Below are 24,120 nucleotides of genomic sequence, written 5' to 3' on the forward strand. Positions count from 1 at the left end.
CGCCAGGCGGCACCGGAGCAGAGAATCCAGAAGATTCCGTTGAGCAACAGACGATCATCACTGCGCGGCCGGCCCATCTTCTGTTCCGGGGAAACGAGATCCTTGATCAACTCCCAGGCTGCATCGGGGAGTTCGTAGCGCTTTGCCATGCGGGCCTCCAGCCAATCATGGCGGCAATTCTACCCGCACCGACTTTTCGTACAGAACCTAGGGCGTTGTGCCCAAGGTACGATCGGGCCGCTGGCGGTAAAAAAGTTTCTCCTAGTGCACTTTCCACGTGGCGTTCCTCGTCCAGCGTTGGATTTCCGTGCGTGAGTGCGTCGCCTGATGTTCGGCTGGTGGTTAATTTGCAGGCGCCAGCTGAGATTGAGTTGGCAGTTCCCGGTCAGCCCGCGCTTGGTCAGCATGGCAGAGGAGTCGACCTTGAGTAGGCGACTACACAGCCTTGTCTGACGTCACTTGGCATTCCCATCGTTTCCATCACCAATTAGGGTATGCGTTCAGGGCCTGAGACCTTCTGTGCCATGGTTCATATCGTCGATTATCAGCAGCCCGGAATGGGCGCTGAACGGTGTGAGAGGGTGGCGCAGTGGGTTCACAGCAGCTCGCTACTGGTAATTCACGCTCAGCTATGGCCAACCGATGGACGGGACAACATGTCTCATGCTGGTTTTTGTGAGCCAGCTAGACTCCATTCGTCATCAATGTGAGGAAGGAGTATTCAGGATGATGTCCGTTCTCGAGCAGCGTCACATAGTCGAGTGTGCCTTTCTGCCGTTGGCATGCAGTTGCTACATCGATGGCAATGAGTCGGTGACCATTCAGATCAGGGACCCGGTCACCGCCCAGGTCTACCTCAATGTCACCGGCATTTCCCGCGCCGAGCTGTCCACGTCACGGCAGATTTCGCAATTGGTCATGCAGCTTCGACAGGATCTGCGCACGCTCAATTCCGGCACCGCCGAGCAGCGGGCCTGAGCAATTGGTCAAGACTGGTGGAACTGTCGACTCATCTGGGCGGCCTCAGTTAGCAACACCGAACTGAGGAGGGCGAGGATATGGACGGCGGAAAATTCGATGGCTACGATCTCGAGCGTTTCAATGCACTGCTGGCTCAGGAGCTCGGCCTGACGGAGGACGAGCTGCAGACCTGGATGCAGGAAGAACGCGAGCGGGTAGACGAAAATGGTCAGTTGATCGGGCATGCAGTCACCTTCCGGTCGGACATGCCCTTTGATCTGCGTGCACGGGTGCGCGGCATGGCAGGCGACTATGTGGCCCATACCGGTATTATTCCGCTCGATGCCTGAGTGCGTGAGCTGGATTAAGGGTAAAAAGCCTGAACTCTGCCGTTTGGCTGTGCCTCCTAGATAGTGTCAATCACTGTTATGGAGCACTTGCCAATGGCACGTAAAACTTCGCTTGAAAGCGGCCTGGATCAGTTTCAACAGGAAAGCGCCAAGGAACTGAAGAAACTTCTCGACCAAGCCAGCAAAGCACTGGGCGATGCCGAGTCGTTTTCCGGCGACAAGGCTCATGAGGCTCGTGAGAAAGTGATCGCGTTGCTGAACGAGGCCAAAGGCACCATCACTGACAAGGGGCGTGAGGCTGTAGAGCTGGGCCGTGAAACCATCGGCAATGCTCAGGACCGTATCGAAAGCAATCCTTGGACCTCGGTCGCCGTTGCCTCCGGTTTCGGTCTGCTGATTGGTCTGCTAGTGGGTCGCAGCAGCAAGTAACTGCTTGCACAGACCGTATCAAGCATCGGCAAGCTTGCCGTAAGAACCTCGTAGATCACTGATTTACGAGGTTTTTTATTGCATGCTTTAAAGTTGCGGCGCTGCGTGGGGGCGTATATAGTCCTGCCCTCGCATATTTCGCCGCCCCGATGGTGAAATTGGTAAACACAGCAGACTTAAAATCTGCCGGCCGCAAGGCCTTGCCGGTTCGATTCCGGCTCGGGGCACCATTTCAAGCGTCGGCTCATGCGAAGCCCACGCATCTTTATCTCCTCATACGCACTATGCGGTGCAAGCAGTGAAGCATGGATAGCTCGACTACCGCATTTCCCGAATTCTCGTTTGCTGGCTACAGATTGCGGCGCATTCTCCCGGGTGATATCGAGCAGGTTTACGCGGGTTTATCGCATCCGCAGGTCATCGCCCATTACGGTGTTTCCTATTCGAGCCTGGCCGCTGCTGGCGAGCAGATGCAGTGGTACGAGCAGTTGTTGGCAGACGAAGCGGGCATCTGGTGGGGGCTGGCGAATAATCGGAATGTGCTGATTGGCGCCTGTGGCTTCAATGATTGGAGTCATGAGCATCAGGGCATTGAGATGGGTTATTGGCTGCTGCCGGATCACTGGCAGCGTGGTCTTATGCAGCAGGCCTTGCCGCACATTCTTCGCCACGCTCTGGTGGTCATGAATGTGCACCGCATCCACCTTGATATCGAGCCGGAGAACGTGGCGAGCTGGCGACTGGCCGAGAAGCTGGGCTTCAGCTTTGAGGGCACATTGCGCGATGTCGAATATAAGGACGGTCGCTATTTGAGCCTTCATCAATACAGCCTACTGGCCACCGATCAGGCCGCTCGGGTATTGCTGGAAGGCTGACCGCCGCAACGGCGACGGCCAGCTCGGCGCATCAGAAGTGCGCCTTGACCAGCAGGCTGATGGCGCTCTGGTTGGTGCCACCGAGCACGTCATCACCGAGCGGGCTGTCGTTGTCGATGCCGTACTTATTTTTCCAGTAGTCGTATTCGACGCCTACGTAGAATTTCTGCCCCCAACCCATGGCCTTGGCCAGGTCATATTTGATCTGCGGGTTGATGTGCAGGTTGGCGTGGTAGCTGTCGTCGTTGTCCACCACCCAGTCGATGAAGCCGTCGATCACCAGGTCGGAGCGGCCGACCGGGATGGTATAGCTCCACACCGGAGTGATCTGCCACACGTTGCGGCCGTCGCGCTTGCCGTCCGGGCGGCGCAGGTAGGTGTTGAGCTGGAAGTAGTCGAAGCCGGGTATGGCCAGATCCACTGCCGGGCCCAGCAGGTAGGCGTCGACATCGTCCTCGCCGAATTCGTAGGTGGCGGACAGCAGCACATCCTTGACTGGCCCGAACGACAGGTCGGCACCGCTGAGTTTGCCGAATGACAAGCGCGGGCTGATTTCACCGTAGAAGGTGTGGCCGTCACCGGCACCGTTGGTGGCGTCGGTGTTGTACTTGATGCCGTCGACGAACAGGAACAGGTCACCGAAGCTCCAGCCGCTGGCGTGCTCGAAGGTCAGCGTCTGCTGGCGTGGCGGATCGATCTTGAAGTCGATGCCGTTGAGGTAGGTCAGGCTGTTGTCCTGCCACAGCAGGAGATCGGCCATGGCCTGAGCAGGCGCCAGCAGGCTGCCCGCCAGCAACAGGGAGGTTGCGGTGTGTTTCATCGAGAGGTGTTCCGGCAAGTGTTGAATAGTCGCTACGCAGCGCCGCTGCGCAAAGCCGCCCTGGCTATCCGAGGCATTGGCGCAGGCAGGCGAGGGCTCTGCAATGGCCATCCCGGCTGCGCGCGGCGCGGGAGTTTACAGGATTTGCCGGTATCCGATACGGCGCCTCTCGGTCTGGCCGCAGAAACAGCTGCGCCGCTGCCCCTTGAAGGGGAAGCGGCGCAGGTTGAATGGTATTCGGGGCGGATCAGACGTCGAGTTGCTTGGCCGTCTCGACACCCGATGAGCTGAGTTTGATGGGATAGTGGATGGACAGCTCGCCGTCCGTTTCGGAAAGGTTGCCATCGTGGATCAGGCCGCCTTTGTGAAGGTGCCTCAGCACGTCCACGACCGCGTACTCGCCGCGGAAATTGTCCAGTACCTCTTTGCCCAGGCCTGCCGGATGCGCGTGCAGCAGACGAGTGAGAACTTCTTTCTTCAGGTCATTGTCGATGGACATGCGAACCTCGCGTTGCGGTGGGTTTCACCTGTTGTGACTGCCCGCCGCCGCAAACGTTTGAGCTGTTTGCATTGCTCCCGTTGTAAGCCTTGCGCGTCCTGCTAGACTGCTGCGGCGTCGATAACCCTCTCTCATTCAGGGACTTCCATGATCAAAAAATGCTTGTTTCCTGCCGCTGGCTACGGCACTCGTTTTCTCCCGGCAACCAAGGCCATGCCCAAGGAAATGCTGCCAATCGTGAACAAGCCGTTGATCCAATACGGTGTGGAGGAAGCGCTGTCCGCCGGCCTTACCGAAATCGCCATGGTGACCGGTCGTGGCAAGCGTTCGCTGGAAGATCATTTCGACATCAGTTACGAGCTGGAAGAGCAGATCCGCAACACCGACAAGGAAAAGTACCTGGTCGGTATCCGTCGCCTGATCGACAACTGCACCTTTTCCTACACCCGCCAGGTGGAAATGAAAGGCCTGGGCCACGCCATTCTCAGCGGCCGTCCGTTGATCGGTGACGAGCCGTTCGCCGTTGTCCTGGCCGATGACCTGTGCCTGAACCTGGAAGGCGACAGCGTGCTGACCCAGATGGTCAAGCTGTACAACCAGTTCCGCTGCTCGATCGTGGCGGTGCAGGAGGTGCCGATGGACGAGATCCACAAGTACGGCGTGATTGCCGGCGAGATGATCCGCGACGACATCTTCCGCGTGAACAGCATGGTCGAGAAGCCCAAGGCCGAAGATGCGCCGTCCAACCTGGCGATCATCGGCCGCTACATCCTGACCCCGGACATCTTCGAGTTGATCGAGAAGACCGAGCCGGGCAAAGGTGGTGAGATCCAGATCACCGATGCGCTGATGAAGCAGGCCCAGGACGGTTGTGTGCTGGCGTACAAATTCAAGGGCCAGCGCTTCGATTGCGGTGGCGCCGAGGGTTACATCGAGGCGACCAACTTCTGCTTCGAGAATCTCTACAAGACCGGCAAAGGCTGAGCCTCGCCAGCCACGTGCTTGGAAAAACCGCCTTCGGGCGGTTTTTTTATGCCTGCGGTAGTTAACCAGGGCCAGTTCAGCTGGCGTTGATTGGCGTCGCACCGGGGCCAAGCGGCTGGCCATAGCTGAACTCGACCTGATGGCCTGCCGGATCGCGGACGCCGCAGTAATAGCCCACCGGGTAAGGCTGGTCGCGTTGCGCCCAGAGCAGGCATCCGGCGGCTTCGGCCTTGGCGACCACCGCGTCGACCTCATCACGGCTCTGCAGGGCAAAGCCGAAGTGGCTGTAATCGCCAGGCGCCAATCGGCGAGGCTCGCCACCGGGCATGATGACGAAGATGAATTCGCTCTCACGTCCCGGCTCGGCCATCCACACGATCTGCGAACCCTTGCCAGGGCGGCGGTGGATGACCCGCATGCCGCAGAAATCTTCGTAGAAGCTGATGCAGGCCTGCAGGTCCGGTACGTGCAGGGCAAGATGGGTGAGAATCGGGCGCATGGTCTGGTTCCTCCTCTCGGCTCTAGACCCAATGTGGCGGTGACAAGTTTGCCCCATGTGCCAGGCGGGCAGGGCGCTGCGTTTACGGTATGCTCTGCGTCTGTTCAGGAGGCTTCTATGACCTACGATTTCGATCTGTTTGTAATCGGTGCCGGCTCCGGCGGTGTACGTGCGGCACGCTTCGCGGCGGGCTACGGCGCCCGGGTGGCCGTGGCGGAAAGCCGTTACCTGGGCGGTACCTGCGTCAACGTTGGCTGCGTGCCTAAAAAGCTGCTGGTCTATGGGGCGCAATTCGCCGATGAGTTCGAACACGCCGAAGGTTTCGGCTGGACGCCCGGCCAGGCCAGCTTCAGCTGGCCGACGCTGATCGCCAACAAGAACCGCGAGATCGAACGCCTAAACGGCATCTACCGCAAACTGCTGGTGGGCAGTGGCGTCACCCTGGTCGAGGGCCATGCGCGCCTGCTCGACGAGCATCGGGTGGAAGTCGACGGCAAGATTTACAGCGCCGAGCGTATCCTCATCGCAACCGGCGGCTGGCCCCATGTTCCCGAGATCCCGGGCCATGAGCATGCGATCAACTCAAACCAGGCGTTTTTCCTGGAAGAGCTGCCCAGGCGCATCCTGGTGGTCGGCGGTGGCTACATCGCGGTGGAGTTCGCCTCGATCTTCAACGGTCTTGGCGCGCAGACTTCGCTCTTGTACCGCGGCGATTTGTTCCTGCGTGGCTTCGACAAATCCCTGCGTACCCACCTACATGAAGAGCTCGGCAAGCGCGGCCTGGACGTGCAGTTCAACACCGACATCGCACGCATCGACAAGCAGGCCGACGGCAGCCTCAAGGCGACGCTCAAGGATGGCCGTACGCTGGAAGCCGACTGCATCTTCTACGCCACCGGTCGCCGCCCAATGCTCGACAACCTGGGCCTGGAAAATACCTCGGTCAGCCTGGACGACAAGGGTTACATCGAGGTCGATGACGAGTACCAAACCCGCGCACCGTCGATTCTGGCCATCGGTGACGTGATCGGTCGCGTGCAGCTCACCCCCGTGGCGCTGGCCGAAGGCATGGCGGTGGCACGGCGCCTGTTCAAACCGGAGGAATACCGCAAGGTCGATTACCGGATGATCCCAACGGCGGTGTTCAGCCTGCCGAACATCGGCACCGTGGGCCTTTCTGAGGAGCAGGCGCGTGAAGCAGGGCACGAGGTGAAGATCTTCGAGAGCCGCTTCCGGCCGATGAAGCTGACCCTGACCGAGAGCGACGAGCGCACGCTGATGAAGCTGGTGGTCGACGCCAAGACCGATCGCGTGCTGGGCTGCCACATGGTCGGGCCCGATGCCGGCGAAATCGTCCAGGGCCTGGCGGTCGCGCTCAGGGCTGGGGCGACCAAGCAGGTATTCGATGAAACCATCGGTGTGCACCCCAGCGCGGCCGAAGAGTTCGTGACCTTGCGTACGCCGGTGAACTGACTTGTCGATGAACCAGCTGTTCTATTTCGCGGATCTGTTCGGGGTGGCGGTGTTCGCCATCACCGGCGCGCTGATGGCTGGACGCAAGTCCATGGACCTGTTCGGCGTGCTGGTCATCGCCATCATTACCGCCCTGGGCGGCGGCACCCTGCGCGACGTGATTTTGGGTAACCACCCGGTCAGCTGGATTCGCAACGACACCTACATCCTGGTGGCTACCCTTGCGGCGCTGGGCACGGTGATCTGGGTGCGCATGACCCGGCCGATCCATGAAAAGGGCTTGCTGATCGCTGACGCGTTCGGGCTGGCCGTGTTCACCGTGATCGGCACCGAGGTCGCGCTGCAGTACGCGATGCCCTCCAGCACGGCGGTGATCATGGGCATCATGACCGGCGTCGCCGGCGGTGTGATGCGCGACGTGATCTGCAACGAGATCCCGCTGATCTTCAAGAAGGAGATCTACGCCACCGCCTGCCTGGCCGGCGCGGTGACCTTCGTGCTGCTGCGCATGTTGCAAACCCCGCACTGGCTGGATACCGGCGTGGCCATGCTGGTGGTACTGGGCATTCGCCTGGCCGCGATCCGCTGGCGGTTTTCGCTGCCGCGATTCCACTTGCTGGACCGCGACTGAAACCTATCGCCTGAGCGTTGCTCGTTTTCGCAATCCACACTGCTCACCAAGGATGGTTCGATGCGCCGCTTGCTCCTGTGTCTTTGTCTGATCTGCTCCAACATCACCGCTCAGGAGGTGGTCAATGACGTGAGCGGTCTCAACCCTGTGGCGGTGGCACGAGTGGTCGTGCCGCGTAGCGAGCAGGATGTCATTGATGCGCTGCGCAGTCACGTGGGCCCCGTCAGCATTGGCGGCGGGCGTTACAGCATGGGAGGACAGACCGCTGCAGACGGCGCGCTGCAGCTGGACATGCGCGGTCTCGACCAGGTGCTGGCGTTCTCTGCCGAGCGCCGCGAGATTCGAGTACAGAGCGGGATCACCTGGCGCGCGATACTCGAATACATCGACCAATACGACCTGTCGCCGCAAGTCATGCAGTCCTACGCCAACTTCACGGTGGGCGGCTCGTTATCGGTCAACGTGCACGGCCGCTATGTGGGTGAGGGGGCCATCGCGGGTTCGGTAAAGGCCATCCGTGTGGTCCTTGCCGACGGCCACGTTGTGGATGCCACCCCGAGCAAGAATGCTGCGCTGTTTCATGGCGTGATCGGTGGCTACGGCGGTCTGGGGGTCATAGTCGAGGCCACGCTGGGTCTGGTCGAGAACACCCGAATTGCCCGGGAAAGTCAGGTCATGGCGCTGCAGGACTATCAGCCGTGGTTCTACCGCGAGATAGCTTCCCAGCCCGATCTGGTGATGCACAACGGCATTCTCTATCCCGATGATTTTTCCACAGTACGCGCGGTTTCCTATCGGCGTACAGAAGCTGCGCTGACCGAACCAGACCGACTTAGCCCACGACAGCAGGGCAGCCATCTGCAGCGCGCGGGGATTCGCCTGAGCAGCTCGCCATCGGGCATCAAACTGCGCGAGGCGGCGCTCGATCCGTTGCTGTTTCGCAGCCCTAAGGTGCAATGGCGCAACCACGAGGCCAGTCTTGACGTCAGCGAGCTGGAGCCGATATCCGGGACGAATTTCAGCTATGTGCTGCAGGAGTATTTCGTGCCGCCAGCACAGCTGGAACGCTTTATCGGCGAGTTGGCGCGTCTGACTCATAAGCATCAGGCGACGCTAATCAACGTCTCCATTCGCCACGCCAAGGCCGATACGGATACCTTGCTGAGTTGGGCGCCCGAGGAAGTTTTCGCGTTGGTACTCTATTACCGGCAAGGCACATCTGACACAGATCGGCAGAGAGCAGCGGCCTGGACGCAGGAGTTGATTGCCGCCGCCTTACGCTGTGGAGGGCGGCATTACTTGCCTTATCAGATCCATGCTAGTCGCGAACAATTTCTCCAGGCTTATCCCAAAGCGCCCCAGTACTTTGCACTCAAGCGCGAGTTGGATCCTACCTACCGGTTTCGCAACCGTTTATGGGATGCCTACTACCGACCTTGATCAGCGACGTGCGGGCTCGTTACCGAGAAACTTGCTGAGAAACTGCTGGGTGCGAGCCTGCTTGGGTGCGCTGAACAGTTCGCGGGCGTCGCCCTGTTCGACGATCACGCCGCCGTCGATAAAGATGGCTCGGTTGGCCACGTCACGGGCGAAGCTCATCTCGTGGGTGACGATCACCAGGGTGCGATTCTCTTCGGCCAGTGCGCGGATGGTCGCCAGTACTTCGCCGACCAGCTCCGGGTCCAGCGCCGAGGTGGGTTCGTCGAACAGGATCACGTCCGGCTCCATCGCCAACGCCCGGGCGATGGCCACGCGCTGTTGCTGGCCGCCGGACAGGCGCTTGGGGTAGGCGTCTTCCTTGCCGGCCAGGCCGACCTTGGCCAGCAGTTGCCGACCAAGGCCGGCGGCCTTGTCGCGCGGCTGCTTCCTGACCACCACCGGGCCTTCGATTACGTTCTCCAGGGCGCTGCGGTGAGGAAACAGGTTGAAGTTCTGGAACACGAAACCCACGTGTTGGCGCAGCTTGCGGATCAGCCCCTGTTGCTGGCCGATCGGCTTGCCAGCATCGATTTCGATGTCGCCGACGCGGATGCTGCCGCCATCGGGCGTTTCCAGCAGGTTGAGGCAGCGCAGCAGGGTGGTCTTGCCCGAGCCGCTGGGGCCGATGATGGCGACGACCTCGCCGGGAGCGATATCCAGGTCGATACCCTTGAGTACGCTCTGGCCCTTGAAGGATTTGCTCAGGTTGCGAACGGTGATCATGCTCGAAGCCATCAGTTGTCCGCCTCGTGACGGTTGACACGTGCTTCCAGGCGGTTCTGCAGGTGGGCGAGCAGGCTGGAGAGCATCCAGTAGATCACCGTTGCCGCCAGGTACATGGCGAATACCTCATAAGTGCGCGCGGTGATCAACTGGGCCTGCCGGAACAACTCCGGCACCTGAATGGTGGCCGCCAGGGCGGTGTCCTTGACCAGCGAGATGAAGCTGTTGCCCAGCGGCGGCAGGGCCGTACGCATCGCTTGCGGCAGGATGGCGCGCAGCATCGTCTGGCTCTTGCTCATGCCGATGCTGGCAGCTGCTTCCCACTGACCACGGTCGATGGAGGCGATGGCCGCCCGCATGATCTCGGCGACATAGGCCGCCATGTTCAGGGAGAAGCCGATCAGCGCTGCGGTCAGGGGCTCGAGCTGCAGCCCCAGTTCAGGCAGGCCGAAGTAGATGACGAACAGCTGTACCAGCAGTGGCGTACCGCGGAAGAACGAAATGTAGACCCTGGCCAGCCAGCCCAGTGGGGCTATGGCGTAGAGCCTGACGAGGGCAAGGCCGAAGCCCAGCAGCATGCCGAAGAACATGCCGCCAAAGCTCAGAACGATGGTCCAAATCGCGCCCTTGAGAAGAAAGGGCAGGGAGTCCAGCACCAGCTGGAAGGTGTCCGGCATCATTGAGTGACGTCAGCCTTGAACCACTTCTCGGAGAGCTGCTTCAGGGTGCCGTCGCTGCGCAGCTTGGCAAGGGCCTTGTCGATGGCTGCGAGCAGTTCCGGGTTGCCTTTGCGCATCGCGATCCCCGACTCCTGACGGGAGAACGCGTCACCGGCAACGGCCATGCGCTCACCGGTCTTGGCAACCATCTCGAACGCGGCCAGGCGGTCGACCAGTACGACGTCGATGCGGCCCACGTTGAGGTCCTGGAACTTGGTCGGATCATCGTCGTAGGTACGGATGTCGGCCTGGGGCACGTTCTCCTTCAGCCACTGCTCGTAGTTGGTGCCCAATCCCACACCGACTTTCTTGCCGCCCAGGTCCGCGGCGGTTTTCACGCTGTCCGCTTCGCTCTTGCGGGTCAGGGCCTGGATGCCCGAGACGGTGTAGGGCGTGGAAAAATCGTACTTTTTCTTGCGCTCGTCGGAGATGGTGACCTGGTTGATCACCACATCGATGCGGCCAGATTCAAGGGAGGCAAGAATGCCATCCCACTTGGTGGGCTGGAAGCTGGCGGTCACGCCCAGTTCCTTGGCCAGGGCATTGGCCAGGTCCACTTCGAAGCCGGCGAGCTTGCCGCTTTCGTCCTGGAAGTTGAAAGGCGGATAAGTGCCTTCCAGGCCTACCTTGATGCTGCCGCTGTCCTTGATCTTCTGTAGGTCATCAGCCGCGTAAGCCTGGCCACCGAAGCCGGCGAACAGCGCCAGACCGAGGCTGCCAATAAGGAAATGTCGACGCAGGGTGGCGATTATCATGATCGAGCCTCGAGGGTTTGTTTTTTAGGTGCGGTTGGGACGCGGCACTCTACGGTTGCCTGGGTAGTCGAGAAAATAATAAAAAATTATTTGTATATGCCGTTCAGAGAGTCAAGGACTGATACGCGAACAGCGCCGGCGCGCCGCCGGTATGCAGGAACACGATCGGCTTGCCTTCCTCGAACGCACCTTTCTGCACCCCGTCGAGCAAGCCTGCGAACGCCTTGCCGGTATAGACCGGGTCGAGCAGCAGGCCCTGGCTGCTCGCCAGCAGACGGATGGCATCAAGCGTGCCGGTGTTCGGCTCGCCATAACGCGGCCCGTAGTACTCGTCCCACAGCTCGATGGTCAGCGCTTGCGGCACGTTGACGCCCAGTAGCTCTGCGGTGCGTTGCACCAGGCCCATTACCTTGGGGCGTTGCAGATCGGCAGGGCGCGATACGGTGATGCCAAGCACGCGCCATTCGGGCAGCACGTGGGCCAGGGCCAGCGCCAAACCCGCATGGGTCGCTCCGCTTCCCGAGGCCAGCACCAGGGTGCCGCTGTCGAGGCCCTTGGCGGCGACCTGCTCGGCGAACTCCAGCCCGGCCTTGACGTAGCCCAGGGTACCCAGTGCATTCGAGCCGCCGATCGGAATCACGTAAGGGTTCTTGCCGGTGGCACGCAGGCGGTCGGCCTTGGCCATCAGCATCAGATCCGGCTCCTCGAGGTTATCGACGTGCTCGACGCGTGTGCCGAACAGGTCCAGTAGCAGGCGGTTGCCATTGTGCAGGTAGTTCTGCTCCTGCGTATCGATAGGGTTTTCCAGCAGGGCCACGCAGGCCAGGCCCAGCTTGGCGGCCAGCGCGGCGGTCTGGCGCACGTGATTGGATTGGATGGCGCCCGCCGTGATCAGCGTATCGGCCTGTTGGGCCAGCGCGTCGGATCCCAGGTATTCCAGTTTGCGGGCCTTGTTGCCGCCCAGGGCGAACAGGGTCAGGTCATCGCGTTTGACATAGATATCGCGGCCCACATGGTGCGACAGGCGCAGCAGGTGTTGCAGCGGGGTGGCATGGGGAACCAGTTCCAGGCGCTCGAAACGGTTCAGGGCTTCGCTGATCATGTTCGTCAATCCGCAATGGGGGTGTCTTCACTTTAGAAGTGACCGCCCGAAACACAACAAGTGCGCCGGCCCTGCTTATTCTGATAAGAAATATGAGAATGAATTAAAAGTATTTTCCACGTATAACTGAGGGCCGTATTGTCAGCGCGCCGACCCTATCCGGCCCGGCCAATCATCCCATGCCGCTGTCGATCCACCGGCAACTACCGAGAATAAACATGAAAAAAACGCTTCTGTTGGCTGCATTGGCCTCTGTCCTGACTACCCAGGCATTCGCCGCGGAGAAACTCACTGTGGCGGCGACGCCGGTTCCTCACGCTGAAATCCTCGAGCTGATTAAGCCGAAGCTGGCGGAGCAGGGCGTCGACCTCGAGATCAAGGTGTTCACCGATTACGTGCAGCCCAACCTGCAGGTCGAGCAGAAGCAACTCGATGCCAACTACTTCCAGACCAAGCCTTATCTGGACAGCTTCAACGAAAGCCGTGGCACTCACCTGGTGATCGTCAAGGGCGTGCATGTCGAGCCGTTCGGCGGCTACTCGCGCAAGTACAAGAGCCTCGACGAGCTGCCGGACGGCGCCACCATCGCCATCCCCAACGAGGCGAGCAACAGCGGTCGCGCCCTGCAGCTACTGCAACATGCCGGCCTGCTGACCCTGAAGGATCCGGCCAACATCCAGGCCAGCCCGAAGGATCTGGCCACCAACCCGCACAACTTCAAGTTCAAGCAGCTCGAAGCGGCCATGCTGCCGCGTGTGCTGGACCAGGTCGACCTGGCGCTGATCAACACCAACTACGCGCTGGAAGCCAAGCTCAATCCGAACAAGGATGCGCTGGTACTGGAGAACAAGGATTCGCCGTACGTCAACTACCTGGTTGCCCGCCCGGATAACCAGAACAGCGAAACCATCAATAAGCTCGCCGATGCGCTGACCAGCCCGGACGTGAAAGCCTTCATCGAGAAGAAGTACTCGGGCGCCGTGTTGCCTGCGTTCTAAGGACCTGTCCACGATCTTTTTCGGCGACATGAAAAGGCGGCGACAAGGCAAGAGCGGCCGGTCGCCGACCCATCGTGGGAGCGCCTCACGGCCACTCTCGCGGCGTTGCAGTCGAAGCGCTGAAGTGGAGCCGTAAGATCGTGAGCGAGCTATTAAGCTCACAGCTGCTGTACCAAACGCCGACAGGGCGGAACCCTGTCGGCGTTTTCTTTTGTTCAGGCGAATGCGGATCGCCATAAGCAAATGCTAAAAAGGTATTTAAATTAATCTTTTTATATCGATATAGTTCGCCCATGCGTACCCGCTGGCTAACCGGCGCGCCGCACGACTGAATACAGGTGCCAGACACCTGCTTCTGAGACGCGCCTCGTTGGCGCCCTTACCGTGTGGAGTTGCGCAAATGCCCGCCGTATCGTTGAGTTCTGCCAATCACCAGCCAACGCAGAATTTTGAAATACGCCCGTTTTCCGCTGCAGTCGGTGCCGAAATCGTCGGTCTCGACCTCGGCCGCCCGCTGAACGACGCCGATTTCGCCCGCATTCACCAAGCGCACCTCGACTACAACGTCGTGGTGTTCCGCGATCAACGCATCACGCCGCAGCAACAGATCGATTTCAGCCGCCGCTTCGGCGTATTGCAGATCCACGTGCTCAAGCAGTTCTTGCTGGCCAACCACCCGGAAATCTTCATCATCTCCAACATCAAGGAGAACGGGCAGCCGATCGGCCTGGGCGATGCCGGCAAGTTCTGGCACTCGGATCTCTCCTACAAGGAGTTTCCCAGCCTGGGCTCCATGCTTTACGCCCAGGAACTGCCGGAAGAGGGCGGCGATACCCTGTTCGCCAGCCAGCAGCTGGCCTTCGATACGCTACCGGCCGAACTGCGCCAGGCCATCGATGGCAAGCGCGCTGCCCATTCCTATACCGCTCGTTACGCCGATGAGGTGTTCGCCGGCATTCGCCGTCCGACGCTTACCGAAGCGCAGCTGGCCGAGGTCAAGGCCGTGGTTCATCCGGTGGTGCGCACCCACCCGGAAACCGGCCGCCGGGGCCTGTTCGTCAACGAGAACTTCACCACCCACATTCTCGATGTGCCCGAGGACGAAAGCCGGCAGATCCTCGCCGAGCTATATGCCCACAGCGCCAAACCGGAATTCATCTACCGCCACCAGTGGCAGGACGGCGACATGGTGTTCTGGGACAACCGCGCACTGATCCACCTGGCCACGGGCTGCCCGAGTCATCTGCGGCGGCGTATGCACAGAACCACCATCCAGGGCGACGTACCGTTCTAACGGCCTATCCCGCAGCAACCCCATTTCTGCAACTTTGACTGGAGCCTCGACATGTCGGCAGGTACGCGCTTTCCCTTCGTTCCCCGTTTTGGCCGCCTCGCCGCTGGCATCGCCCTGAGCGCGAGCATTCTCATTGGCAGCCTGGCGGCGCCTCAGTCCGCTCACGCCGAGGGGCAGATTCGCATCGCCGAGCAGTTCGGCATCGTCTATTTGCAGCTCAATGTGGTGCGCGACCAACAGCTGATCGAGAAGCACGGCAAGGCCGAGGGCCTGGATATCAAGGTCGACTGGCAGCAGCTTTCCGGTGGTTCGGCGGTCAACGATGCGCTGCTGTCCGGCGCCATCGACATTGCCGGTGCCGGCATTGGCCCACTGCTGACCGTGTGGGATCGCACCCAGGGCAGGCAGAACGTCAAGGGTGTCGCTTCGCTGGGCAACTTCCCGTACTACCTGCTGAGCAACAATCCCAAGGTCAAGACCATCGCCGATTTCACCGAGAAGGATCGTATCGCCGTGCCTGCCGTGGGCGTGTCGGTGCAGTCGCGCTTCCTGCAATACGCCGCGGCCAAACAGTGGGGCGACAAGGCATTCGACCGCCTCGACAAGTACACGGTGGCGTTGCCGCACCCGGATGCCACGGCGTCCCTGAAAGCCGGCGGCACCGAGCTGACCGGTCATTTCTCGAACCCGCCGTTCCAGAATCAGGCCCTGGAAAACCCTGACGTGCACGTGGTGCTCGACACCTACGAGCTGCTCGGCCCGAACTCGCCGACGGTGCTGTACGCCACCGAGAAATTCCGTCGCGACAATCCCAAGACCTACAAGGCCTTCGTCGGCGCCCTGGCCGAAGCGGCGGATTTCGCCCAGAAGGACAAAGGCGCCGCGGCGGATACCTACATTCGCGTCACCGGCGCCAAGATCAGTCGCGAAGAACTGCTGAAGATCATCGACAACGAGCAGTTCCAGTTCACCGTCACCCCCACCAACACCTACCCGCTGGCCGATTTCCTGCACCGCGTCGGCGCCATCAAACACAAACCGGCCAGCTGGCAGGACTACTTCTTCGAAGACGCCGCCATCGGTCAGGGAAGCTGATAACCCATGAATGCCCCTCTGCAAGGCCACACGGCCAGCACGCTGAATCCTGGCGCCTTCGACACCGTTCTCCAGGTGGACAAGGTCAGCCTCGAATACCGCACCCCGCAGCGCGTGGTGCGCGCCACCCACGAAGTCAGCTTTGCCGTGGACCGTGCCGATCGCTTCGTGCTGCTCGGCCCTTCGGGTTGCGGTAAATCCACCTTGCTCAAGGCGGTGGCCGGTTTCATCGAACCGGTCGCCGGCAGCATCCGCCTCGACGGCGCCGAGGTGCATGAGCCGGGGCCGGATCGCATCGTGGTGTTCCAGGAGTTCGACCAGTTGCCGCCGTGGAAGACGGTCAAGCAGAACGTCATGTTCCCGCTGCTGGCCTCGCGCACGCTGGGCCGTAAAGAGGCCGAGGAGCGCGCCCTGCATTACCTGGAGAAGGTCGGCCTGGCTGCCTTCGCCGATGCCTACCCGCACACCCTGTCCGGCGGCATGAAGGCGAGGGTGGCGATTGCCCGTGCGCTGGCCATGCAGCCGAAGATCCTGCTGATGGACGAGCCGTTCGCCGCCCTCGACGCGCTGACCCGCCGCAAGATGCAGGAAGAGCTGCTGGAGCTTTGGGAGGAGGTGCGCTTCACCCTGCTGTTCGTCACTCACTCCATCGAAGAGGCGCTGATCGTCGGCAATCGCATCCTGCTGCTGTCGCCACACCCCGGCCGCGTGCGGGCGGAAATCAACAGCCACCAGTTCGACCTGCACAGCCTCGGTGGTGTGGGTTTCCAGCACACCGCGCAGCGGATTCACCGCCTGCTGTTCGACGAAGACGTCGACGGCGGTTCGGCCGCCGAACTGGGTTTTCAGGACATCCGCATCGCCTACTGAGGAGCATCGATCATGAGTCTTTCCCCCGCACGGCGTGAGGAATACGAAATACCCCTGCAGCCGCTGCCTGGCATCAAACTGGAGCGCGATCTGTCGCTCGGCCAGCGCCTGTGGCAACAGGGCTGGCTGCGCAAATCGCTGATCTTGCTGGCGCTGGCGCTGATCTGGGAGGCGGCGGCCCGCTACCAGGCCAACGACCTGCTGCTGCCCAGTTTCCTGCAGACGGCCAAGGCATTCGTAGAGGGCATCAGCAGCGGTGAGTTGTTGGAAAAGGTGGCGATCTCGCTGTCTGTGTTGGTCAAGGGGTACCTGATCGGCATCGTTCTGGCCTTTCTGCTGACCAGCCTTGCGGTCTCGACCCAGCTCGGCCGCGACCTGCTGTCGACGCTGACCTCGATGTTCAACCCGCTGCCGGCCATCGCGCTGCTGCCACTGTCGCTGCTGTGGTTCGGGCTGGGCGAGAACAGCCTGATCTTCGTGCTGGTGCACTCGGTGCTCTGGGCACTGGCGCTGAATACCTATGCCGGCTTTCTCGGCGTTTCCGAGACCCAGCGCATGGCTGGGCGCAACTACGGCCTCAAGGGCCTGCGCTTCGTGCTGTTCATCCTGATCCCGGCGGCGCTGCCATCGATCCTCTCGGGGCTGAAGATCGGCTGGGCCTTTGCCTGGCGCACGCTGATCGCCGCCGAGCTGGTGTTCGGCGCCTCCAGCGGCAAGGGCGGCCTGGGCTGGTACATCTTCCAGAACCGTAACGAGCTGTACACCGACAAGGTGTTCGCCGGGCTGGTGGCGGTGATCCTGATCGGCCTGCTGGTGGAGAACCTGATATTCGCCAGCATCGAGCGGGTGACCGTCAAGCGCTGGGGGATGCAGCGCTGATACGAAACCGTAGCCTGGTGTTGAGCGAAGCGATACCCAGGAGAACTGTTCCCGGGTATCGCTTCGCTCAACCCGGGCTACGTAAAACAGCATGCTGCTTGGCAACTCTGTCGGGCACACATAACGAGAAACGACCATGACCAACACGTTCAAACTTGGCCGCCTGGCCACCGCACTGGGTTTGCTCGGCGCCCTGGCGATTCCACTGGCCGTCCAGGCCGAAAGCAAGATCAGCATCGCCCAGCAGTTCGGCATCGGTTATCTGGTGCTGCACGTGGTCAAGGACCAGCAACTGATCGAGAAGCACGCCAAGGCCCAGGGCCTGGACAAGATCGACGTCGAGTGGCGCACCATTTCCGGCGCCACCGCGATGAACGAGGCGCTGCTGGCCGGTGCCATCGACGTGGTTTCGGCTGGCGTGCCGCCGATGCTCACCGTGTGGGACCGCACCCACGGCCGGCAGAACGTCAAGGCCGTGGCCTCGCTGGGCTCGCTGCCCAATTACCTGCTGAGTAATCGCGATGAAGTGAAGACCCTCGACGATCTCGGTGAGAAAGACCGGATCGCGGTACCGGCCGCCGGCGTCGGCTTCCAGTCGCGCACCCTGCAGATCGAAACCGCCAAGCGTTACGGCAATGCCGACTTCCAGCGTTTCGACAAGATTTCCGTCAGCCTGCCGCACCCGGATGCCACCGCGGCACTGACCAAGGGCGGCTCGGAAATCACCGCGCATTTCTCCAGCCCGCCGTTCCAGTACCAGGCGCTGGAAAATCCCAAGGTGCACAAGCTGATCAGCAGCTACGACATCCTCGGCGGCCAGGCCACCTTCAACGTGCTCTACGCCACCGAGAAATTCCACGACGCCAATCCGAAGACCTACAAGGCCTTCTACGATGCGCTGGTCGAGGCCTCGCAGATCATCAAGGCCGACAAGGCCGCTGCGGCCGAGACCTACATTCGCGTAGAGAACTCCAAGTTGCCGCTGGAGTTCGTGAAGAAAATCATCGAGGACCCGGAAAACGACTTCACCGTGTCGCCACAGCGCACCTTCATCTATGCCGAAAAACTGCATGAGCTGGGTGTGCTGAAGAACAAGGCCAGCTCCTGGAAGGATTACTTCTTCGAGGAAGCCTACGCCAACCCGGGTAGCTGATCGGCGATGAACTGGATAGCGCCCGCTACTGGGCGCTTGACTCCTGGCAGCGTAGCGACTCGATTGACGCGTGATATCGAATGGGAACAGCGCTCTGCTGAAGAACGCGCCACTGACGTTGACCAGGCGTTGCTGGTGTGCGCCGGCATCGGTGCGACGCCTTCGAGAAAGGCGGCCACCGAGGCCTTGAGGCCTTTGGCGATCTTGTACAGTCAGTCCTTGCGACTGCGGCGCAACTCCTCCAGCAACTTGTGCTTGTCGCGCTCGCGCTTGGCAATCACGTCACGCTCGCTGCGGATCTGGGCATGACTGAGCAGGGCAAAGATAAAGCTGCCGCCGATGATATTGCCGGCCAGGGTCGGCCCCGCAAACACCAGCCAGAAATCACCCCAGCTCACTTCACCGGCATACACCAGATAAGACACCTCTACCGAGCCGACCACGATATGGGTGAAGTCACCCAGCGCCATCAGGTAAGTGATCAGCACGATAATGGCGATCTTGGCGCTTTCCATCGAGGCGATCATCCACACCATGGTGGCGATCATCCAGCCCGAGATGATGCCTTTGGCAAGCATCTTGGACACGTCGTTTTCCATCACCTTGCGGCCGATTTCCAGAAACGCCAGGTCGGTCTGGGTATCGAAAATCGGCAGGCGCAGCATTACCCAAGCCACCAGAAGGGTGCCGGCCAGGTTTCCGCATAGCACCACGCCCCAGAGACGCAATAGTCGCCCGACATTGTTCAGGGTCAGCTTGGTCATCACCGGCAGCACGGCGGTCAGGGTGTTTTCCGTAAACAGTTGCTGACGGGCGAGGATTACCGCCAGAAAGCCTGCCGAATAACCGAGGCTGGCGATCACATGACTTTCATCGCTGGGGCCCAACCGAGAGCGGAACAAACCCATGGCCATCAGCGACAGGCCCATTGTCAGCCCGGCGGCCAGCGCCGACCACCATAATGCTGCGATGCTGCGTTCCAGCTCATGGTCGCCCTGGATCCTGATGGTTTCATGCAACACCGCCGCTCGCGGCGGCAGCTTCTCGTCGATCTCGCGCTCTTCTTCGGCTGACAGGCCGGGAGTCTTGCCGTCTGCTTGCTCTTGCATACCGGTTACCTTCATGGGGGGAACAGCGGAGGCCCGTCTGTCTGAGGATTCAGACCTGCAGCGCCCGGCGTTGTTCTGCCGTGATGAAGGCGTTCCTTACCTACCTGCAAAATGGGCTATGGCGCAGCCATGCGTGAAACGTCAACAGCCCCTAGTGCGTAGTGGAATATAGTTATGATAAAAAGGTTCTTTTAAGGCATAAGGCCATCAGGCAGGCTACCGGCCTTATCTGCACCCTCGTAAGGAAACCCTGGATCATGCTGAAAAAACTCCTGCTGGCGACTGCCGTCACCACATCGCTGCTCGGTAGCGCTGCAGCGCTGGCTGCGGACAAGCCGATTCTCAACGCCTCCTATGACGTTGCCCGCGAGCTGTTCGCCGAGATCAATCCCAAGTTCCAGGCACATTGGAAGGCCGAGACCGGCAAGGATCTGAAGATCGACCAGTCGTTCGCCGGCACGTCGCGCCAGGCTCAGGACATCATCCAGGGCAAGAAGGTCGACACCGTGACCTTCAACCAGGTCACCGACGTGGACATCCTCGCCAAGCGCGGCCTGGTGCGTAAGGACTGGGCCGAGCAGTTCCCCAACCACAGCTCGCCGTACTACAGCACCACCGCATTCCTGGTGCGCAAGGGCAATCCCAAGGGGATCAAGAACTGGGACGACCTGGCCCGTTCCGACGTGAAGCTGGTGTTCCCCAACCCGAAAACCTCCGGCAACGCCCGCTACAGCTACCTGGGCGCGTGGCTGTACGCCAACGAAGCGTTCAAGGGTGATGAAGCGAAGATCAAGGAATTCGTCGGCAAGGTGCTGCGAAATGTCGAGAACTTCCCCACCGGCGGCCGCGGCGCCACCGTAGCCTTCGCCCAGAACGGGCAGGGCGACGTGCTGCTGAGCTTCGAATCGGAAGTGGTGAATATCGCCAAGGGCGAGGAGTTCAAGTCCGGCGAGTTCGAGGTGATCGTGCCGCCGGTGAGCGTGCTGGCCGAATTCCCGGTCGCCATCGTCGACAAGGTGGTGGACGAGAAGGGCACCCGCGACGTGGCCAGGGCCTATTTGGACTTCCAGTACAGCAAGGACATCCAGAAGCTGCTGACCACCTACCACTATCGCGTGCAGGACAAGGAAGTGGCCGCCGAAACCGCCGGCCAGTTCCAGGAACTGCGCCTGCTCAACCCGACCGATGTGCTGGGCACCTGGGACGAGATCACTGCCAAGCATTTCGACGGCAATGGTATTCTTGACCAGCTTCTAGCCGAAGGCCGGTAACTTGACCCTCGCAACGATCTGCTGCGCGTCGGCCCTGCGGCGTTAAAAACAGACTCGGCAAGCCGCTTGCGGCTAACGTGCTTTAGCACGGCCCGTAGGGTGAGCGGAGCGAGTAATGCTCATGTACAAAAGTACACTCCGCTTCCTCGCCTCTTTTTGCCTTGCATGGCTCTAGCTCGCTAGATCTCGATCGCAATTAAGCGTCGGAGCAGAATCGATGTACTCCACAAACCGCCGACCTTCGGCGGTTTGTGCATTCAAGGATTTCCGAGTGAGCAAGTCCCCCGTTTTCTTTCTGCAGAATCCGTTGCTGCCGGGTTTTGGCCTGAGCTTCGGTTTCAGTGTCTTCTACCTGTCGCTGGTCATTCTGTTTCCGCTGTCCGCCCTGTTGCTGTACGTCAGCGACATGAGCTGGGCGCAGTACTGGCAGGCGATCAGCGATCCGCGCGTGGTGCAGAGTTACAAGGTGACCATCAGCGGCGCCTTCTACTCGACCGTGATCGTGCTTCTGATCGGTTTGCTGATCGCCTGGATCATCACCCGTTACGACTTTCCGGGCCGCCGCCTGGTCGATGCCCTGGTGGACCTGCCGTTCGCGCTGCCGACCTCGGTAGCCGGCTTGACCCTGGCGACCTTGCTGGTGCCCGGCGGTTGGCTCGGCCAGTACTTCGAGGCCGCAGGCATCAAGATCGCCTATGCCTACCCGGGTCTGCTGATCGCCATGGTGTTCACCAGCCTGCCATTCGTGGTGCGTACCGTGCAGCCGGTGCTGCAGAGCCTGGGCAGCGAGTACGAGGAAGCCGCGCGCACCCTGGGCGCCAGGAAATGGCAGAGCTTTGCCTACGTGGTGCTGCCGAGCTTGCTGCCTGCGCTGATCACCGGTGCGTCGCAAGCCTTCGTGCGCAGCCTGGGTGAGTTCGGCGCGGTGATCATGATCGCCGGCAACATTCCCTATAAGACCGAAGTGTCGTCGCTGATGATTTTCGTGCGCTTGCAGGAATTCAACTACCCGGCCGCCGCGGCGATCGCCTCGGTGATTCTGCTGGCGTCGCTGTTCCTGTTGTTCACCTTGCAGGTGGTGCAAGGCCGACTGTTCAAATGGCAGAGGCAAGGTCGATGAAAAAGCCTCAATACTGGCACCAATGGCTGCTCATCGGCCTGGGCCTCGGCGCGGTCGCGCTGATGCTGCTGGTGCCCCTGGCGCTGATTTTCACCCGGGCGCTCAGCGGTGGCTGGGCGATGCTGGTCGACAACCTGTCCCAAGATTACATGCAGCACGCCATCGGCCTGACCCTGCTGGTCGCCGCACTCACCGTGCCGCTGAACCTGTGCTTCGGCATCCTGCTGGCCTGGTGCGTGACCCACTACGATTTCCGCGGCCGCAAGCTGCTCACCACCCTGGTGGACATTCCCTATGCGGTGTCGCCGGTGGTCGCCGGCCTCTGCTATCTGGTCGTCTACGGGCTGGAAAGCGCCCTGGGCCAGTGGTTCTACGATAACGACATGCAACTGATGTTCGCCTGGCCGGGCATCGTCATGGTCACGGTGTTCGTCACCGCTCCGTACGTGGCGCGTATCCTGATTCCGGTGATGCAGTCCCAGGGCAATGACGAGGAGACCTCGGCGCTGTGCCTGGGCGCCAATGGCTGGCAGATCTTCCGTCACATCACGCTGCCGAACATCAAGTGGGCGCTGCTGTACGGCGTGGTGGTCACCAATGCACGAGCGGTCGGCGAGTTCGGTGCGGTGTCGGTGGTCTCCGGCACCATTCTCAACCAGACCCTGACGCTGCCGTTGCTGGTCGACCAGCTCAACAACGACTACAAGCCAGTCGCCGCCTTCACCGCGGCAGCGCTGCTGGCCTGCATGGCGCTGATCACCCTGTTGCTGAAGACCTACATGGAATGGCGGCAGCGGGTAAATATGCAGCGCGCCGCCGACAGCTGACTAGCGCGCAATCTGGGTCAGGTGCCGGGCCAATGCGGCTTTGAAGGGCGGCAGGTTCTGCGCCACGCGCAGGCCGGCATTGCGCAGCAGGCGGGTAGGGCCGCGATCATCGGTGTACAGCCGCACCAGCAGGCTGGTGGCCTGGTAGAGCGGCCAGCTGGTTCGCTGCTGGGCACCGGCGTAGCGCTGCAGAACGCCTGGCTCACCGATGTCCCGGCCCTGGCGCAATGCGCCGAGCAGGGTGTCGGCCAGGCGCTTCTGGCTTTGCAGGCCGAAGTTGAAACCGTGGGCCGTGACCGGGTGCATGCCCACCGCAGCGTCGCCCACCAAGGCACTGCGCAACCCGGCGAAGCGTTCCGCATACACGCCCACCAGCGGATAGGTGATGCGCTCGCCCAGTAGCTCCATACGCCCCAGGCGGCGGTCGAAGCGCCGCTCCATCTCGCGGGCGAAGGCTTGGTCATCGAGGCTCATCACCCGATTCATTTCTGTGGGCGTTAGAGTCAGCACCGCCGAGGCGCAGTTGCCGTTCAAGGGCAGCAGGGCGAGGGTCTGCCCGTAGCCGAACCACTCCCAGGCCACTTGCTCATGGCTGCGCTCGTGGGCCATGCGGCATACCAGCATGGTCTTGCCGAAGTCTTCCATGCGTGAGCCGATTCCGAGGCGCCTGCGGGTTTCGGAAAAGCGGCTGTCGGCCGCGACGATCAACCCGGACTCGAGTGTTTGGCCGTTGCTCAGGCGCATCGATACACCGCCAGCCGAGCAGCTCAGCTCCGTAATTGTCCGCTCGTAAAGCACTTTGATATCCGCACACTCGCTGGCAGCGCCATAGGCGGCCCGGCGAATAGCCTGGTTGGGCACCAGGCAGCCGAGACGTTCCTTGCCGGCCGCAGCAGCGGCAATGCGCAAAGCATAAGGAGACGGACCGTTAAGGACATGGGCGTCACGCAGTGGCGAGATTTCGTCAGGGGTGAACTGCTGCCAGATACCCAGTTTTTCGAGAATCTGCTGGGAGGCATGGGTCAGCGCGATCTCACGGCCATCGAATGGCGGTGCAGCCAGTTCCGCCTCGGGCTGACGCTCGATGATGCGGATCGAAAGGCCATGGCCCGATAACGACCGCGCCAGACACAACCCGGCAGGCCCGGCGCCCACGATGACGACATCGGCTTTCATGGCCGTTTCTCCTGTCAAAGACCAGCCGGC

General features: G+C 61.2%; 27 protein-coding genes, 1 tRNA gene and 1 pseudogene. 18 read left to right on the plus strand and 11 right to left on the minus strand.

Translation table 11 applies throughout. The features are described from left to right. Nucleotides 1–149 (minus strand): transposase (locus FB481_RS07220; RefSeq protein ID WP_147175684.1); only part of this gene is annotated, 149 nt, incomplete at its 3' end. A 577-nt stretch (nt 150–726) separates the two neighbouring features. Between FB481_RS07220 and FB481_RS07225 the strand changes: the two genes are divergently transcribed. The 5 genes from FB481_RS07225 (at nt 727) to FB481_RS07245 (ending at nt 2,614) form a co-directional block, all read left to right on the plus strand. Beyond that, nucleotides 727–978 (plus strand): DUF1652 domain-containing protein, encoded by a 252-nt coding sequence (locus FB481_RS07225; protein WP_093504581.1) that lies wholly within the window; start codon nt 727–729, stop codon nt 976–978. 80 nt (nt 979–1,058) lie between these two features. After that, nucleotides 1,059–1,310 (plus strand): hypothetical protein, encoded by a 252-nt coding sequence (locus FB481_RS07230; RefSeq protein WP_093504583.1) that lies wholly within the window; start codon nt 1,059–1,061, stop codon nt 1,308–1,310. Between the two features lie 93 nt (nt 1,311–1,403). Further along, a complete protein-coding gene (locus FB481_RS07235; RefSeq protein WP_013791518.1) occupies nt 1,404–1,739 on the plus strand; it encodes a YqjD family protein in 336 nt (111 codons plus the stop codon). Between the two features lie 143 nt (nt 1,740–1,882). Then, nucleotides 1,883–1,969, plus strand: a tRNA-Leu gene (locus FB481_RS07240). A gap of 75 nt (nt 1,970–2,044) precedes the next feature. Then, entirely contained in the window at nt 2,045–2,614 is a 570-nt protein-coding gene (locus FB481_RS07245; protein WP_147175686.1) for a GNAT family N-acetyltransferase, read from the plus strand. A 31-nt stretch (nt 2,615–2,645) separates the two neighbouring features. On the opposite strand, the gene FB481_RS07250 is transcribed toward FB481_RS07245, so the two are convergent. Further along, entirely contained in the window at nt 2,646–3,434 is a 789-nt protein-coding gene (locus FB481_RS07250) for an outer membrane protein OmpK (protein WP_147175688.1), read from the minus strand. Nucleotides 3,435–3,681: 247 nt separating this feature from the next. Beyond that, on the minus strand, nt 3,682–3,933 hold the full coding sequence (locus FB481_RS07255) for a hypothetical protein (RefSeq protein ID WP_147175690.1): 252 nt from the start codon (nt 3,931–3,933) through the stop codon (nt 3,682–3,684). A 147-nt stretch (nt 3,934–4,080) separates the two neighbouring features. Here FB481_RS07255 and galU point away from each other — a divergent pair, with 147 nt between their 5' ends. Next, complete coding sequence (galU, locus tag FB481_RS07260; RefSeq protein WP_075930180.1) at nt 4,081–4,917, plus strand: UTP--glucose-1-phosphate uridylyltransferase GalU; 837 nt, start codon at nt 4,081–4,083, stop codon at nt 4,915–4,917. A gap of 76 nt (nt 4,918–4,993) precedes the next feature. Here the strand turns inward: galU and FB481_RS07265 are convergent, their stop codons facing one another. Beyond that, a complete protein-coding gene (locus FB481_RS07265; protein WP_147175692.1) occupies nt 4,994–5,416 on the minus strand; it encodes a VOC family protein in 423 nt (140 codons plus the stop codon). A 117-nt stretch (nt 5,417–5,533) separates the two neighbouring features. Between FB481_RS07265 and gorA the strand changes: the two genes are divergently transcribed. The 3 genes from gorA to FB481_RS07280 are packed head-to-tail and all read left to right on the plus strand — an operon-like array spanning nt 5,534 to nt 8,960. After that, the gene (gene gorA / locus FB481_RS07270; protein WP_147175693.1) at nt 5,534–6,889 is read left to right on the plus strand and encodes a glutathione-disulfide reductase; all 1,356 of its coding nucleotides are present in this window, start codon (nt 5,534–5,536) and stop codon (nt 6,887–6,889) included. A gap of 7 nt (nt 6,890–6,896) precedes the next feature. Beyond that, nucleotides 6,897–7,520, plus strand: coding sequence for a trimeric intracellular cation channel family protein (locus FB481_RS07275; protein WP_147175695.1), 624 nt, complete (start codon nt 6,897–6,899; stop codon nt 7,518–7,520). Between the two features lie 60 nt (nt 7,521–7,580). Continuing rightward, a complete protein-coding gene (locus FB481_RS07280) occupies nt 7,581–8,960 on the plus strand; it encodes an FAD-binding protein (RefSeq protein ID WP_093504599.1) in 1,380 nt (459 codons plus the stop codon). Here FB481_RS07280 and tcyN read toward each other — a convergent pair whose 3' ends face one another. From tcyN to FB481_RS07300, 4 genes are all read right to left on the minus strand, one after another. After that, on the minus strand, nt 8,961–9,722 hold the full coding sequence (tcyN, locus tag FB481_RS07285) for an L-cystine ABC transporter ATP-binding protein TcyN (RefSeq protein WP_093505102.1): 762 nt from the start codon (nt 9,720–9,722) through the stop codon (nt 8,961–8,963). A gap of 11 nt (nt 9,723–9,733) precedes the next feature. Next, a complete protein-coding gene (tcyL, locus tag FB481_RS07290) occupies nt 9,734–10,402 on the minus strand; it encodes a cystine ABC transporter permease (RefSeq protein WP_147175697.1) in 669 nt (222 codons plus the stop codon). Further along, nucleotides 10,399–11,196: a cystine ABC transporter substrate-binding protein gene (tcyJ, locus tag FB481_RS07295; RefSeq protein ID WP_147175699.1), complete on the minus strand. Its 798-nt coding sequence runs from the start codon at nt 11,194–11,196 to the stop codon at nt 10,399–10,401. Before tcyJ ends, tcyL begins: the two co-directional genes overlap by 4 nt. A gap of 103 nt (nt 11,197–11,299) precedes the next feature. Further along, nucleotides 11,300–12,298, minus strand: a complete 999-nt coding sequence (locus FB481_RS07300; protein WP_075933665.1) for a D-cysteine desulfhydrase — start codon at nt 12,296–12,298, stop codon at nt 11,300–11,302. A gap of 218 nt (nt 12,299–12,516) precedes the next feature. Between FB481_RS07300 and FB481_RS07305 the strand changes: the two genes are divergently transcribed. The 6 genes from FB481_RS07305 to FB481_RS07330 all read left to right on the plus strand — a co-directional run bounded on the left by FB481_RS07305 (nt 12,517) and on the right by FB481_RS07330 (nt 18,587). Beyond that, complete coding sequence (locus tag FB481_RS07305) at nt 12,517–13,296, plus strand: MetQ/NlpA family ABC transporter substrate-binding protein (RefSeq protein ID WP_147175701.1); 780 nt, start codon at nt 12,517–12,519, stop codon at nt 13,294–13,296. Nucleotides 13,297–13,696: 400 nt separating this feature from the next. Next, on the plus strand, nt 13,697–14,590 hold the full coding sequence (locus tag FB481_RS07310) for a TauD/TfdA family dioxygenase (RefSeq protein WP_093504609.1): 894 nt from the start codon (nt 13,697–13,699) through the stop codon (nt 14,588–14,590). Nucleotides 14,591–14,641: 51 nt separating this feature from the next. Further along, nucleotides 14,642–15,685 carry an ABC transporter substrate-binding protein gene (locus tag FB481_RS07315; RefSeq protein WP_147175703.1) on the plus strand — a complete coding sequence of 348 codons (1,044 nt, stop codon included), beginning with the start codon at nt 14,642–14,644 and terminating at the stop codon, nt 15,683–15,685. 6 nt (nt 15,686–15,691) lie between these two features. Further along, nucleotides 15,692–16,555, plus strand: coding sequence for an ABC transporter ATP-binding protein (locus FB481_RS07320; RefSeq protein WP_093504613.1), 864 nt, complete (start codon nt 15,692–15,694; stop codon nt 16,553–16,555). A gap of 12 nt (nt 16,556–16,567) precedes the next feature. Beyond that, entirely contained in the window at nt 16,568–17,434 is an 867-nt protein-coding gene (locus FB481_RS07325; protein ID WP_093504615.1) for an ABC transporter permease, read from the plus strand. 136 nt (nt 17,435–17,570) lie between these two features. After that, the gene (locus FB481_RS07330) at nt 17,571–18,587 is read left to right on the plus strand and encodes an ABC transporter substrate-binding protein (protein ID WP_147175705.1); all 1,017 of its coding nucleotides are present in this window, start codon (nt 17,571–17,573) and stop codon (nt 18,585–18,587) included. A gap of 42 nt (nt 18,588–18,629) precedes the next feature. Here the strand turns inward: FB481_RS07330 and FB481_RS07335 are convergent. After that, a pseudogene (locus FB481_RS07335) lies at nt 18,630–18,799 on the minus strand (XRE family transcriptional regulator); the annotation flags it as partial. After that, nucleotides 18,800–19,696: a formate/nitrite transporter family protein gene (locus FB481_RS07340; RefSeq protein ID WP_093504619.1), complete on the minus strand. Its 897-nt coding sequence runs from the start codon at nt 19,694–19,696 to the stop codon at nt 18,800–18,802. Nucleotides 19,697–19,953: 257 nt separating this feature from the next. On the opposite strand from FB481_RS07340, the gene cysP reads away from it, so the two are divergent. The 3 genes from cysP to cysW all read left to right on the plus strand — a co-directional run bounded on the left by cysP (nt 19,954) and on the right by cysW (nt 22,914). After that, the gene (cysP, locus tag FB481_RS07345) at nt 19,954–20,967 is read left to right on the plus strand and encodes a thiosulfate ABC transporter substrate-binding protein CysP (protein ID WP_093504621.1); all 1,014 of its coding nucleotides are present in this window, start codon (nt 19,954–19,956) and stop codon (nt 20,965–20,967) included. Nucleotides 20,968–21,238: 271 nt separating this feature from the next. Beyond that, nucleotides 21,239–22,087 (plus strand): sulfate ABC transporter permease subunit CysT, encoded by an 849-nt coding sequence (gene cysT, locus FB481_RS07350; RefSeq protein ID WP_093504623.1) that lies wholly within the window; start codon nt 21,239–21,241, stop codon nt 22,085–22,087. Next, complete coding sequence (cysW, locus tag FB481_RS07355; protein ID WP_147175707.1) at nt 22,084–22,914, plus strand: sulfate ABC transporter permease subunit CysW; 831 nt, start codon at nt 22,084–22,086, stop codon at nt 22,912–22,914. Before cysT ends, cysW begins: the two co-directional genes overlap by 4 nt. Here the strand turns inward: cysW and ubiM are convergent, their stop codons facing one another. Continuing rightward, a complete protein-coding gene (gene ubiM / locus FB481_RS07360) occupies nt 22,915–24,090 on the minus strand; it encodes a 5-demethoxyubiquinol-8 5-hydroxylase UbiM (protein WP_147175709.1) in 1,176 nt (391 codons plus the stop codon). Nucleotides 24,091–24,120 lie beyond the last annotated feature (30 nt).

Origin of the sequence: Pseudomonas sp. AG1028 (assembly GCF_007993955.1) — a bacterium.
Lineage (GTDB): Bacteria > Pseudomonadota > Gammaproteobacteria > Pseudomonadales > Pseudomonadaceae > Aquipseudomonas > Aquipseudomonas straminea.